Here is a 12193-nt window from a genome sequence, read left to right as displayed (position 1 = left end):
CGCCCGCACCCCGCTCCGCCGCCCGGTCGACGACCGGGCGGCGGAGCCGTCCGGTGGGCCGTGCGTGTCGTCCCGATATCATCGTCACAACAGCCGCCCGCCGGCTCCGGCCGCCGGGCGCCCCGACCGAGGAGGACCCATGACCGCCGTCGCCCACCGCGAGGTCGAGCGCAAGTACGAGGTGCCGGAGGGCGCCGAGAGCGGCGTCGACTGGAGCGGGCTGCCGGGCTACACGGTCTCCGCCGAGGCCGTGGAGCACCGCATGGAGGCGGTCTACTACGACACGGAGGACATGGCACTGGGCCGGCGGTCCGTGGCGCTGCGCCGCCGCCGGGGCGGCGCCGACGACGGGTGGCACGTGAAGTTCTCCGAGGTCACCGGCCGGCAGGAGTGGCAGGTCCCGCTGCTGCGGACCCCGGACCGGATGCCCGCGGCCGTGCGCCACCTGCTGGCCGGGCTCACCGGCGGGGAGCCGCTGCGGCCGATCGCGACCCTGCGCACCGTCCGGCAGGTCCAGACGGTCAGCGACGCCGGTGGGGACGAGGTCGCCGAGCTCGCAGCCGACGTCGTGGAGGCCGTCGACGAGCGCACGGGCACGGCGCGCTCCTGGTCCGAGTGGGAGGTCGAGCTCCTCGACGGGTCGATCCCCGAGGAGCGGCAGCAGGAGATCTTCGACGCGGTTGAGTCCGCGATCTTCGCAGTGGGCGGCCGGCCCTCGAACTCCCGGGCGAAGATCGCCCGGGCGCTCGGCGCCGAGGACGGGGCCGGCGCACCCGCGGCGGACGGGTCCGCGCAGGAGGCGTCGTCGCCGGGGGAGAGGCCCGGGCGGACGACGGGGACGGACGCCACGGGCCAGAAGGGCAAGCAAGGCAAGAAGGGCCAGAAGACCGGGCAGAAGGCAAGCCAGAAGACCGAGAAGAAGACCGATAAGACAGGGAAGAAGACAGGGAAGAAGACAGGGAAGAAGGGGCGGAAGGCGAAGGGCACGGGCCCGGAGGTCCTCCGGACGGTGCTGGACGGGCTGGCCGAGCAGCTGGTGCTGTGGGACTTCAAGGTCCGCCTGGACGCCCCGGACGCCGTCCACCAGATGCGGGTGACCTCGCGGTCCCTGCGCAGCGTGCTGCGCGCGGCCGGGCCCTTCTTCGCGGGGGACACCGCGCAGGAGCTGGACGGGCGGCTGCGCGAGCTCGCCGGGGCGCTGTCCGGCGCGCGGGACGCCGAGGTGACCGCGGAGCTGCTCGCCGGGCGCGTGGCGGCCCTGGACGGCCGGGTGGGCCCGGCCGCGGCGGAGGTCCTGCAGCGCGCCGCGGAGGAGCAGTCGCAGCGGGCCGCCGCCGCCGTCCGCCGGCGCGTCACCTCCCGGGAGCACCTGCAGCTGCTGGCGGACGTCGGGGAGTTCGCGGCGGCGCCGCCGCTGACCGAGGAGTGCGCCGAGCTCTCGGCGCGGGAGGCCGCCGACGCCCTGGTGCACCGGGCCCTGCGGAAGGTGGTCCGGGTGGCCGAGCGGGGGGCCGCGGCGGAGGAGGCCGGGGAGACGGCGCAGGAGCAGCGGCTCGAGCACCTGCACGACGTCCGCAAGGCCGTGAAGCGGGTGCGCTACGTGGACGCCGTCCTGGACCGGGCCGGGTTCCGCCCCGGGAAGTCGCTGCGCCGGGCCGCCCGGGACGCGGAGGACTACCAGGACGCGCTCGGCCGGGTGATGGACAGCACGGTGGTCGAGCGGTGGCTCGCGGACCGGGCGAAGGCCCTCCAGGGATCGGGGGAGGACCGCTACGCGGTGGGCCTGCTGCACGGCGCCGAGGTGTCCCGGCTGCACGCCGGGGCGGAGGGCGGCTCCGAGGTCGTGGGAGTGCTGCTGTCGCAGCTGCGCGCGGACCTCGCCTGAGGGCTGGGGTCCGGGCCGGCGGCACCCGTGGGGCGCGGCCGGCCCGGACACGACGGAGGCCCCCACCTGGCGTCCTGCCTGGTGGGGGCCTCCTGATCCGGTGGAGCTAAGGGGAATCGAACCCCTGACCTTTTCATTGCGAACGAAACGCTCTACCAACTGAGCTATAGCCCCGGAGCAACCGTTCCATCCTATACACCCGGCGCCGGTTTCGCATCTCGGGGGAGCGGCGTGCCGCCCGGCCTCCCGCCCCCGTGGTCGGGAGACTGCACGGCAGTGGGTAGATTGGCGGCCATGGACGACGCGCCCGGGCCCCTGCACCCCACCGACGACGACGCCGGGAGGGCGGCCGACCTCGCCGTCGCCTTCGTGCCCGGAGTGATGCCGGGCAAGTGGTTCTTCCGCTGGCGGGACCGCAACCGCGGCCGGGTCCTGGCCGAGCACCCGCTGGAGACGGACGCGTGGCGGGAGGAGCTCGCGACGGGGCGCGCGCACGCCTGCTTCGTGCGGCTGCCCGCCCACCCGAGGGCCGGGGCCGAGGACCTCGCCACCCTGCGCCGGCAGTTCCGGGCCGTGGAGCTCTACGCCGAGCAGCAGGTGGTGGTGCTCCCGCGCGAGCACGAGCTGACCCTGCTCGACGAGGTGCCCGTCGCGGAGCTCGTGGACGAGGTGCTGCTGCAGGAGCCGGCGACCCTGCCCGAGCGGGAGCGGCTGCGCTCCCCGCAGGCGGCGGCCGCGGACGCCCCGCTGCCGCCGATCCGCCACGCCCGGGACGCGATCGAGCTCGTCGCCGCGGGGCTGGGCCTGGTCGTGGTGCCGATGTCGGTGGCGCGGCTGCACCACCGCAAGGACCTCGTCCACCGTGTGGTGCCCGACGCCGCCACGGTGCCCGTGCTGCTCGTGTGGCCGCAGGACCTGCCGGAGGAGCAGGAGGAGCTCGTGCAGGACTTCGTGGGCGTGGTCCGCGGGCGCGGCCCCAACAGCTCCCGCGGAGCGGCGGCGGTGCCGGCCCGTGAGGACGGGGCGGCCGCGGGCGGCAAGGGGCGGACGCCGACGTCCTCCCGCGGGGCCGGCCGGGTGTCGCGCGGCACGGCCCGGGGCGGCGGCGGGCGCGCCGCAGGAGCCAAGGGGCAGGTCAGGGGCGGGCGCCGCTCCGGCGGCCGGGGTCGGCGCTGACCCTGCGCGGACCCCGGTGTCCGCCGGGTCGGGGGTCGCGTTGGTCGTGACGAAACTCAGGCACCCGATCCCGGCCCACCGGGCCGGACGGCCCGGACCTGTCCCGTCTCGGGCGCTCCGGACGGGCCGGGGGCCGTCCCGTCCTGCCGGATCACCGTCTGGTTCAGCAGCGGCACGTGCAGGCCCTCGCGGTCGAGCATCTTCTTCATCCGCAGCCGCAGCGCCCGGGCCACGTCCCACTGCTTGAGGGGCACGGTGCGCACGGCGACGCGCACGGTCACGGACTCGCCGGTGACGGCCTCCACCCCCCACACCTCCGGGTCCTCGGTGATGAACTCCCCGACCTTGGGGTCGTCCCGCAGCAGGGTGGCCTCGTGCAGGATGAGCTCGGTCATCAGCTCGATGTTCGTGTCGTAGGGCACCGGCAGGTCCAGCACGCAGCGCGCCCAGCCCTGGGACTGGTTGCCGACGCGCAGGATCTCGCCGTTGCGCACGTGCCACAGGGTGCCGTTGACGTCCCGGACCTGCGTCACCCGCAGCCCCACGGACTCCACGGTGCCGCTGGCCTCGCCGAGGTCGACGACGTCGCCGATCCCGAGCTGGTCCTCGGCGACGATGAAGATCCCGGACAGGTAGTCCTTCACCAGGGACTGCGCCCCGAAGCTCAGGGCCACGCCGGCGATCCCGGCGCTGGCCAGGACGGGGCCGATGTCGTACTCGAGCTCCGAGAGGACCATCAGCAGCGCGACCGCCCAGATCAGCACGGTGCCCACGGAGGAGAGCACGGAGCCGATGGTCGTGGCCCGCTGCGACTGGCGGGCCCCCGCGAGCCCGGCGTCCTCGACCCACCGCGGCCGGCCCCGGTCGAGCCGGCGGACGATCCTGGAACGGGTGCCGCGGGCGATGCCGCCGGACACCCGGCGGATGAGCAGCCGGGCCACGGCGGCGAGCAGGGCCGCGCCGAGCAGGACGACCAGGATCCGCAGGGGCTTGTCCAGCCAGAACTGCCAGCTCAGGTCGGGAAGGGAGGGCGACATGGGGAGGAGCATGGGGGAAGCGTAGCGAACCCGCCCGCCGGTCCGGGCGCCGTCCAGCCGGCCCGGAGGAGCATCGGGCACAATGGGGGTCGATCCGGCGGGCCGACCGCGGCCCGCCCCCGCCCAGCCCCGAGGGGACCCATGACTGCCGCCATCCCCGTCCTGCCCGCCGCCCTCGCACCCACCGCTGCCGCGCTCCCCACCGCTCCGGACCTGGCCGCCGCGAGCGGCGCGGCCGAGGGACTGGGGGGCGTCGCGGACTGGGCGGTGCAGGTGATGGAGACCATCGGCGCCCCGGGCGCCGGTCTGCTGGTGGCGCTGGAGAACCTCTTCCCGCCGCTGCCCTCGGAGGTGATCCTCCCGCTGGCCGGGTTCACCGCCAGCCAGGGCAACTTCTCGCTGGCCGGCGCGATCTTCTGGACCACCCTGGGCGCGGTGCTCGGGGCGGTCGCCCTGTACTGGATCGGCGCGGCCCTGGGCCGGCGGCGGCTGCGGGTGATCGTGGACCGGATGCCGCTGGTGGACCTGCACGACCTGGACCGCACCGAGGCGTGGTTCGAGCGCCACGGCCGGGCGGCGGTGTTCTTCGGACGGATGATCCCGATCTTCCGGTCGCTGATCTCCATCCCGGCCGGCGTCGAACGGATGTCCTTCCTGGCCTTCGTGCTGCTGAGCACCGCGGGGTCGCTGATCTGGAACACGGTGTTCGTGCTCGCCGGGTTCTACCTGGGGGAGAACTGGCACCTCGCGGAGCAGTACGCCGGGATCTTCTCGCGCGTGGTGGTCGTGACGGTCGCCGTGCTCGTGGCCTGGTGGGTGGTCAAGCGGGTGCTGCGCAACCGCCGGGGACTGTCCGACGCCGCCCGGCGTGAGCACGGGGAGCCCTGAGCCCGGCGCTCACAGCCAGCGCTTGAGCCTGAACACCACGTAGAGCACCACACCGGTCACCAGCATCAGGGCCAGGGCCATGGGGTAGCCCCACACCCAGGACAGCTCGGGCATGAACCGGAAGTTCATCCCGTACACGGAGCCGATGATCGAGGGCGCGAAGAGGATCGCCGCCCACGACGAGATGCGCTTCATCTGCTCGTTCTGCTCGATCGCGGCCTCGTTCTGCCGGGCGGCGAGCTGACTGGAGTCCAGCATCAGCGCGTTGGTGAGGGAGGACTGGAAGCCCTCGACCTTGTTGTTGACGTAGATCAGGTGGTCCAGGACGTCGCGCAGGCCGTGCCGCAGCTCGAGGTCCGCGCCGTCGAGCTCCTCGAGGAACTGCCGCAGCTCCGTCTCCAGCGGGGCGACCGCCCGGTGGAAGGCGCTGACCTCCCGGGTGAGCTGGTAGATCCGCTGGGAGACCAGGCCGTCGCCCGAGCCGGAGAACAGGGCGTCGGAGATCTCGTCGATGTCGTTCTCCAGCCCCTGGACGACGGGGTAGTAGTCGTCCACGGTCTGGTCGAGCACGGCGTAGAGCACCGCCTCGGGGCCGGTGGCGAGCAGCTGCGGCTCGGCCTCCACCCGGGCGCGGACCCGTCCCACCCGGCCGTGCTCGGACCGGCGGACGGTGATCACGAAGTCCGGGCCCGTGAAGACGTGGATCTCCCCGAAGTCGACCGTCTCGGTGGCGTCCTGGTAGACGGCCGGGCGCAGCACCGTGAACAGGGTGCGGCCGTAGCGGTCCAGCTTGGGCCGCTGCTCGGCCTGCCGCACGTCCTCCATGGCCAGCTCGTGCAGCCCGAAGTGCCGGGCGAGGGAGTCGAGCTCCTCCTCCGAGGGGCTGTGCAGTCCGATCCACGCCAGCACGCAGTGCCCCTCCGGGTCCGCGCACCTCGGGTCCTCGGCCCGGAGCCGGGCGAGCAGCCGGTAGGTCTCCTCGAGCGTCGCGGGCGACGCGACGCGCTGACCGTCCCGGTAGACGGCGTTGTCGACGATGCTCACGCGGCCCATTATCCCCGGGCCCGCCGCGCCGCCGGTCGTCGGTTCCCGTGGGGCCTTCCTAGAATGGGTCCATGAGCTTCCCCATGGACACCCGGGTGGGTGCCTACGCCGTCATCGTCGAGGACGGGGCGGTGCTGCTGAGCCACTGGAACCCCCGCCACCCCACGCTGCGGGGGGCGTGGAGCCTGCCCGGAGGCGGCATGGAGATCGGGGAGCAGCCCGCGCAGACCGCCCGGCGGGAGGTCGCGGAGGAGACGGGATACACCGTGGAGCTCGACGAGCTGCTCGGGGTGCACAGCCGGCACATGGGGCCCGAGGAGCGCCTGGACGGGCGCGGGCGCCCCTTCCACGCGATGCGCGTCATCTACCGGGCGCACATCACGGGCGGGACGCTCACCGCCGAGGTGGACGGCTCCTCGGACGAGGCGCGCTGGTTCCCGCTGCCCGAGGTCCCGCAGCTGCCGCTGGTGAGCCTGGTGACGGTGGGCCTGGACCTGGCCGGCGTCGCCCCGGCCGCCGCGAGGCCCGCGGGGCGGGACCGGTGAGGCGCCGCCGCACGACCGCCGGACTGCTCGCCCTCACCGTCCTCACCGGGTGCGCCGGCACCTCCGGGGTCCCGGCGCCGGTCTCCCCGGCCGCGGGCTCGGGCGTCCCGGCGGGCCCCGTCCGGATCGCGGCCGGACCCACCGGGCAGACGGCCGTGCTCGCCCACGTCTACGCCGGGCGGCTGCGGGAGGCGGGCTTCGACGCCACCGTGGTCGAGACGGGGACCGAGCGCGCGGACTATCTCGCGGCCCTGGAGCGCGGCGACGCCGACCTCGTCGCCGACTACTCCGGCAACCTCTACCTGCATCTGCGCGGGCGGGCCCCGGTCGGGTCCGCGACACCGGCGCCCACGGGCGCCGCCGGCCCCGGCCGCACGCCCGCCCCCGAGGACGGGGGGCTCGCCGAGGACCTCTCCGAGCTGCTCGGCCTGGGCGAGGAGCGGGCGGACGACGACGACGTGCTCTCCGGCGTGCGCGACGTCCTGCCGAAGGGGCTGCGCGCCCTCGAGCCGGCGCCGGCGGAGAACACGGTGGCGGTCGTGGTCACCCGGGCGACCGCCGTGGAGCACGAGCTCGAAGACCTCGAGGACCTCGGGCCCGTGTGCGACGAGCTCGCCATCGGCACCGACCTCGACTTCGCGGGCCGCTCCTACGGCCCGGAGGGACTGGAGGACGCCTACGAGTGCGTCCCCGAGCGCTTCGTGCCGTTCGGCGACCAGGAGGAGCTCGTGGACGCCCTGCTGGGCGACCGGGTCCAGGCCGCGGCCCTGTTCACGGCCTCGCCCGCGATCGAGGACAACGCCCTCGTGGTCCTCGCGGACCCGCTCAACAACTTCGTCCCCCAGCGCGTGGTCCCGGTCGGAGACGAGGAGCTGCCGGCCGCGGCCGTGGAGGTCGTCGACGAGGTCTCCGCGCAGATCGACACCGACGACCTCGTGCTGATGACGCGGATGACCACCGCCCGCGATCCGTACACCCCCGAGGAGGCCGCGCGGTACTGGCTCGAGGGCGGCGACGACACCTGAGCGGCACCCCGGGCGCCCACCGGCCCGGGGGTAAGGTGGACCGCATGTCAGTGGTGAAGCAGTCCGACAAGCTCAAGAACGTCCTCTACGACATCCGCGGGCCCGTGCTGGAGCAGGCGGAGCACATGGAGGCGGAGGGCCACCGGATCCTCAAGCTCAACATCGGCAACCCCGCGCCCTTCGGCTTCGAGGCACCCGACGCGATCCTCGTGGACATGATCAAGAACCTGCCCAACGCGCAGGGCTACTCGGACTCCCGCGGCATCTACTCGGCGCGCACCGCCGTGGTGCAGTACTACCAGACCCGCGGGATCCTGAACCTGGACACCGACGACGTGTACCTGGGCAACGGCGTCTCCGAGCTGATCACCATGACCCTGCAGGCGCTGTGCAACCCCGGCGACGAGATCCTCATCCCGTCCCCGGACTACCCGCTGTGGACCGCCTCCGTGGCCCTGTCCGGCGGCACCCCGGTGCACTACCGCTGCGACGAGGACAACGACTGGAACCCCGACCTGGAGGACCTCGCGGCGAAGATCACCCCGAACACCCGGGGCATCGTGGTGATCAACCCCAACAACCCCACCGGCGCGGTCTACTCGCGCGAGGTGCTGCAGTCGATCGTGGACCTCGCCGCCGAGCACGAGCTGATCCTGTTCGCCGACGAGATCTACGAGAAGATCACCTACGGGGACGCGGAGATGATCAACACCGCGAGCCTCACCGGGGAGGACGTCCTCTGCCTGACGTTCTCCGGGCTGTCCAAGGCCTACCGGGTGGCCGGGTACCGCTCCGGGTGGCTGGCGATCACCGGCCCCAACTGGAAGGCCGAGAGCTTCATCGAGGGCATCAAGCTGCTGGCCAACATGCGGATGTGCGCCAACGTCCCGGCCCAGCACGCGATCCAGACCGCCCTGGGCGGCTACCAGTCGATCAACGACCTGATCCTGCCCGGCGGCCGGCTGAAGGCCCAGCGCGACCTCGCCCACCGGCGGCTCAACGAGATCGACGGCGTGTCCTGCCGGCAGGCCGACGGGGCGCTGTACCTGTTCCCGAAGCTGGACGTGGAGAAGTTCCACATCGTCGACGACGAGAAGTTCGCCCTCGACCTGCTCAAGGAGCAGAAGATCCTGGTCAGCCACGGCCGGGCCTTCAACTGGCCCGAGCCCGACCACTTCCGGCTGGTGACCCTGCCCTCCGTGGAGATGCTGGCCACCGCCCTGGACCGGATCGAGGAGTTCCTCAGCAACTACCGCCAGTGAACGGCGGTCCGCCCCGCAGCCCAGGAGGACCAGCATGAGCGTCGCCGACCGCAGGACCGGCACCGGCTTCGAGCAGGACGTGCGGCCGCTGCTGCGCGCCCGGCCCGGACTGTCCCTGGCCGACGTGGACACCGGCTCCACGCCCGGGTTCTCCGGGTCCAAGAAGCTGGGCACGGCCCTGCGGGCCGCCCGCGAGGGCGAGCTCGCCGAACTGCAGCGGCTGATCTACGCCGAGGCCACCACCGGGGCCCGGCACCGGGTGCTGCTGGTGCTCCAGGGCATGGACACCTCCGGCAAGGGCGGGGTCATCCAGCACGTGCTCGGCCGGCTGAGCCCGCACGGCGTGCACACCCACGGCTTCGGCCGGCCCACGGCCGAGGAGGCGTCCCAGCACTTCCTCGAGCGCATCCGCCGGCAGCTGCCGCGCCCGGGGGTGATCGGCGCCTTCGACCGCTCCCACTACGAGGACGTGCTCGTGCCCGTGGTCCACGACGTCCTCGAGGACCGTCAGGTGGAACGGCGCTACACGGAGATCCGGAACTTCGAGCAGGAACTGGCCGACGACGGCACCGTCATCGTCAAGGTCTTCCTGCACCTGGGCCGGGACGAGCAGCGCCGCAACCTCACGGCCCGTCTGGGCGACCGGACGAAGCAGTGGAAGTTCGACCCCTCGGACCTCGCGGCCCGCAGCCGGTGGGAGACCTACATGGCGGCCTACGAGCGGGCGATCGACGCCACCGACGCCGACCACGCGCCCTGGTACGTGGTGCCCACCGACCGGAAGTGGTACGCCCGGGCCGTGGTCCAGGACCTGCTGATCTCCGCCCTGGCCGGTCTGCGCCTGGACTGGCCGGAGCCCCAGTACGACGTCGAGGAGATGCGCCGGCGGCTCGCCGAGCTCTGAGCAGCCCGCCGCTGCGCCGGGGCCCCGCCCCGGCGTGTGCCGGCCGGCCCTGTCCGGCCGGTGCGCCGGGACGGGTCAGCCGCGGGCGTCGTCGTCGCCCTCGGCGTCGGCGCGGCGGGCCCGGGCGGCGTCGAGGCGCTCGCGGGCGCCGTCCAGCCACTGCTCGCAGCGCGTGGCCAGGGCCTCCCCGCGCTCCCACAGCGCCAGGGACTCCTCGAGCGAGGTCCCTCCGGCCTCGAGCCGGGAGACCACCTGCACGAGCTCCTCACGGGCCTGCTCGTAGCCCATGTCCGCGATGTCGGACAGGTCGGGCGCTGCTGCGGGACGGTCGGTGCTCGCCATGGTGGGGCCTCTCTGCGGCGGGTGGGTGCGGGCGGCGGACCTCGTCCGGTCCGCGGCTGCGCCCATTCTTCCACCTCCGGCCGCGCCCGCGTCCTCCCGGAGCACCGGTCCCCGTCCGGCGTGCGGGTGTGTCGCGCATCCCACCGGGCGGTCCGGGCCTATCGTCGGGAGCGTTCGCATTTGCAGTGGCACATGAATCGAGGCCCCCCTTGACACTCGACATCACCCGCCGCGGCGCCCGCTGCGCCGCGGCACTCGCCGTCACCGGCGCCGTCGTCCTCGCCCCCGTCCCGGCGACGGCCGCCCCGGCCGACGGCGCCCCCTCCGCGCACCTCGCGGGCGGCGCACCGGGCGCGCACGGACCGGCCGCCGCGGCCGACGACCGCCCCGACCGCGCCGCCGAGGCCCGCCGGGAGCGCAACCAGCAGGCCGTGGAGCTGGTCGTCTCCGAGAAGGCCCCCGTCCAGGACCGCGGGGGCTCCCGCTCGGTGCAGGTGGCGCCGGGCCAGTGGGCCCAGTACGGCCTGCAGGAGAGCGACCAGATCCTGTCCTTCCTCGTGGAGTTCGGCGACCAGGCCGACCCGCGCTTCCCCGACGCCCCCGCGGGGCCGGTGCACAACGACATCGCCGCGCCGGACCGCGCCGCCGACAACTCCACCTACTGGACGGAGGACTTCGACCGGGAGCACTACCTGGACATGTTCTTCGCCGGGGAGGGCGAGTCCCTCAAGACCCTCTACGAGGAGATGTCCAGCGGCCGCTACACGGTCGACGGCGACGTCAGCGACTGGGTCACGGTGCCCCACAGCTCGGCCAGCTACGGCGAGACCGAGAGCCAGGCGGACATGACCCGCTTCATCCAGGACACCGCCGACGCCTGGTACGCGGCGCAGCTCGAGGCGGGGAAGACCGCCGAGGAGATCGACGCCTACCTGTCCGGCTTCGACCGGTGGGACCGCTACGACCACGACGGCGACGGCGACTTCGCCGAGGCGGACGGCTACATCGACCACTTCCAGGCCATCCACGCCGGCGAGGGCGAGGAGGCCGGCGCCGACTCCTCCGCCATCTGGTCGCACCGCTGGGCGGCCGGCCAGGCCGGCCGGGGGACCACCGGGCCGGAGGCCAACCCCTTCGGCGGCGTCCGGATCGGCGACTCCGAGCTGTGGATCCGCGACTACACCACCGAGCCGGAGAACGGCGGACTGGGCGTCTTCGCTCACGAGTACGCCCACGACCTCGGCCTGCCCGACCTCTACGACACCAGCGGCGGGGAGAACGGCACCGGGTTCGCCACGCTGATGAGCTCCGGGTCCTGGCTGGGCCACGGGGACGGCACCATCGGGACCACCCCGAACCACATGGGCGCCTGGGAGAAGCTGCAGCTGGGCTGGCTGGACTACGAGGTGGCCACCGCCGGTGAGCGCTCGACGCACCGCATCGGCCCGTCCTTCCACGCCACCAAGGCCCCGCAGGCGGTGATCGTGACCCTGCCGGAGGACGCCGAGGGCAACGGCCGGTACTACATCGCGGAGAACCGCCAGTACCTCGGCTACGACGCGACGCTGCGGACCGGGCCCTACAACTTCGGCTGGGCGCAGTCCGCGCCGGACACCGTCGAGCACTTCCCGTACCAGGACGGGCTGAGCATCACGTACTGGAACACGGCCCAGCGCAACAACAACACGCGCCAGCACCCCGGCTCCGGGCTGGCCCTGCCGGTGGACGCCCACCCGCAGGCCCTCGTCTGGTCGGACGGCGCCCTGGTGCGCAACCGCATCCAGGGGTTCGACGCCACCTTCGGGAAGGAGCCGACGGACCCGATCAGCCTGCACCGTGAGGCGAACGGGGCCGTGACCACCCTGGAGGTGCCCGCGCGTGCCGGGGTGCCGGTCTTCGACGACACCGACCCGGGGGCCTACTACGACCCGGCCAACCCGCAGGGCAGCGTGCTCGTGGCGGGCACCGGGACCCGGATCGAGGTCGTCCAGAGCAATTCCCAGGGCATGATGACCGTCCGCGTCGGCTGACCCGGCGCGCGCCGCCCGGCGCTCCCGCCCGAAGGGGAGCCGCCGGGGCGGCACG

At 73.8% G+C, this 12193-nt stretch carries 11 protein-coding genes and 1 tRNA gene; 8 read left to right on the top strand and 4 right to left on the bottom strand.

Annotated features, from left to right (window positions below; all coding sequences use genetic code 11):
* The first annotated feature begins 139 nt into the window (after positions 1-139).
* Positions 140-1885: a CYTH and CHAD domain-containing protein gene (locus ABL57_RS02115; protein ID WP_047801789.1), complete on the top strand. Its 1746-nt coding sequence runs from the start codon at positions 140-142 to the stop codon at positions 1883-1885.
* A 101-nt stretch (positions 1886-1986) separates the two neighbouring features.
* On the opposite strand, the gene ABL57_RS02110 is transcribed toward ABL57_RS02115, so the two are convergent.
* Positions 1987-2059 (bottom strand) — tRNA-Ala (locus ABL57_RS02110).
* 120 nt (positions 2060-2179) lie between these two features.
* On the opposite strand from ABL57_RS02110, the gene ABL57_RS02105 reads away from it, so the two are divergent.
* Entirely contained in the window at positions 2180-3061 is an 882-nt protein-coding gene (locus tag ABL57_RS02105) for a LysR family transcriptional regulator substrate-binding protein (RefSeq protein WP_053004693.1), read from the top strand.
* Between the two features lie 56 nt (positions 3062-3117).
* Here the strand turns inward: ABL57_RS02105 and ABL57_RS02100 are convergent, their stop codons facing one another.
* The gene (locus ABL57_RS02100; RefSeq protein ID WP_047801788.1) at positions 3118-4110 is read right to left on the bottom strand and encodes a mechanosensitive ion channel family protein; all 993 of its coding nucleotides are present in this window, start codon (positions 4108-4110) and stop codon (positions 3118-3120) included.
* A gap of 129 nt (positions 4111-4239) precedes the next feature.
* Here ABL57_RS02100 and ABL57_RS02095 point away from each other — a divergent pair, with 129 nt between their 5' ends.
* Positions 4240-4986: a DedA family protein gene (locus ABL57_RS02095; RefSeq protein WP_053004692.1), complete on the top strand. Its 747-nt coding sequence runs from the start codon at positions 4240-4242 to the stop codon at positions 4984-4986.
* A gap of 9 nt (positions 4987-4995) precedes the next feature.
* Here ABL57_RS02095 and ABL57_RS02090 read toward each other — a convergent pair whose 3' ends face one another.
* Positions 4996-6030: a magnesium and cobalt transport protein CorA gene (locus tag ABL57_RS02090; protein ID WP_047801821.1), complete on the bottom strand. Its 1035-nt coding sequence runs from the start codon at positions 6028-6030 to the stop codon at positions 4996-4998.
* A gap of 71 nt (positions 6031-6101) precedes the next feature.
* On the opposite strand from ABL57_RS02090, the gene ABL57_RS22150 reads away from it, so the two are divergent.
* From ABL57_RS22150 to ABL57_RS02070, 4 genes are read left to right on the top strand one after another with little or no spacing between them, the layout of a single operon-like run.
* On the top strand, positions 6102-6575 hold the full coding sequence (locus tag ABL57_RS22150; RefSeq protein ID WP_238985950.1) for an NUDIX hydrolase: 474 nt from the start codon (positions 6102-6104) through the stop codon (positions 6573-6575).
* Positions 6572-7600 carry a glycine betaine ABC transporter substrate-binding protein gene (locus ABL57_RS02080; protein ID WP_053004691.1) on the top strand — a complete coding sequence of 343 codons (1029 nt, stop codon included), beginning with the start codon at positions 6572-6574 and terminating at the stop codon, positions 7598-7600. Before ABL57_RS22150 ends, ABL57_RS02080 begins: the two co-directional genes overlap by 4 nt.
* A 44-nt stretch (positions 7601-7644) precedes the next feature.
* Complete coding sequence (locus ABL57_RS02075) at positions 7645-8862, top strand: pyridoxal phosphate-dependent aminotransferase (protein WP_047801786.1); 1218 nt, start codon at positions 7645-7647, stop codon at positions 8860-8862.
* 34 nt (positions 8863-8896) lie between these two features.
* Positions 8897-9766: a PPK2 family polyphosphate kinase gene (locus tag ABL57_RS02070; RefSeq protein ID WP_047801785.1), complete on the top strand. Its 870-nt coding sequence runs from the start codon at positions 8897-8899 to the stop codon at positions 9764-9766.
* Positions 9767-9841: 75 nt separating this feature from the next.
* Here ABL57_RS02070 and ABL57_RS02065 read toward each other — a convergent pair whose 3' ends face one another.
* A complete protein-coding gene (locus ABL57_RS02065; RefSeq protein WP_047801819.1) occupies positions 9842-10108 on the bottom strand; it encodes an exodeoxyribonuclease VII small subunit in 267 nt (88 codons plus the stop codon).
* A gap of 209 nt (positions 10109-10317) precedes the next feature.
* Between ABL57_RS02065 and ABL57_RS02060 the strand changes: the two genes are divergently transcribed.
* A complete protein-coding gene (locus ABL57_RS02060; RefSeq protein ID WP_053004690.1) occupies positions 10318-12138 on the top strand; it encodes an immune inhibitor A domain-containing protein in 1821 nt (606 codons plus the stop codon).
* Positions 12139-12193 lie beyond the last annotated feature (55 nt).

The sequence above is a fragment of the Kocuria sp. SM24M-10 genome (assembly GCF_001027955.1).
Taxonomy (GTDB): Bacteria; Actinomycetota; Actinomycetes; order Actinomycetales; family Micrococcaceae; genus Kocuria; species Kocuria oceani.
Note: the sequence above shows the minus strand (reverse complement) of the source record. Positions and strands in the feature narration are given on the sequence as shown.

Excerpts from the sequence above, each read along its gene's own strand:
- ABL57_RS02115 (WP_047801789.1), top strand. The coding sequence starts at position 140 with ATGACCGCCGTCGCCCACCGCGAGGTCGAGCGCAAGTACGAGGTGCCG.
- ABL57_RS02105 (WP_053004693.1), top strand. The coding sequence starts at position 2,180 with ATGGACGACGCGCCCGGGCCCCTGCACCCCACCGACGACGACGCCGGG.
- ABL57_RS02100 (WP_047801788.1), bottom strand. The coding sequence starts at position 4,110 with ATGCTCCTCCCCATGTCGCCCTCCCTTCCCGACCTGAGCTGGCAGTTC.
- ABL57_RS02095 (WP_053004692.1), top strand. The coding sequence starts at position 4,240 with ATGACTGCCGCCATCCCCGTCCTGCCCGCCGCCCTCGCACCCACCGCT.
- ABL57_RS22150 (WP_238985950.1), top strand. The coding sequence starts at position 6,102 with ATGAGCTTCCCCATGGACACCCGGGTGGGTGCCTACGCCGTCATCGTC.
- ABL57_RS02075 (WP_047801786.1), top strand. The coding sequence starts at position 7,645 with ATGTCAGTGGTGAAGCAGTCCGACAAGCTCAAGAACGTCCTCTACGAC.
- ABL57_RS02070 (WP_047801785.1), top strand. The coding sequence starts at position 8,897 with ATGAGCGTCGCCGACCGCAGGACCGGCACCGGCTTCGAGCAGGACGTG.
- ABL57_RS02065 (WP_047801819.1), bottom strand. The coding sequence starts at position 10,108 with ATGGCGAGCACCGACCGTCCCGCAGCAGCGCCCGACCTGTCCGACATC.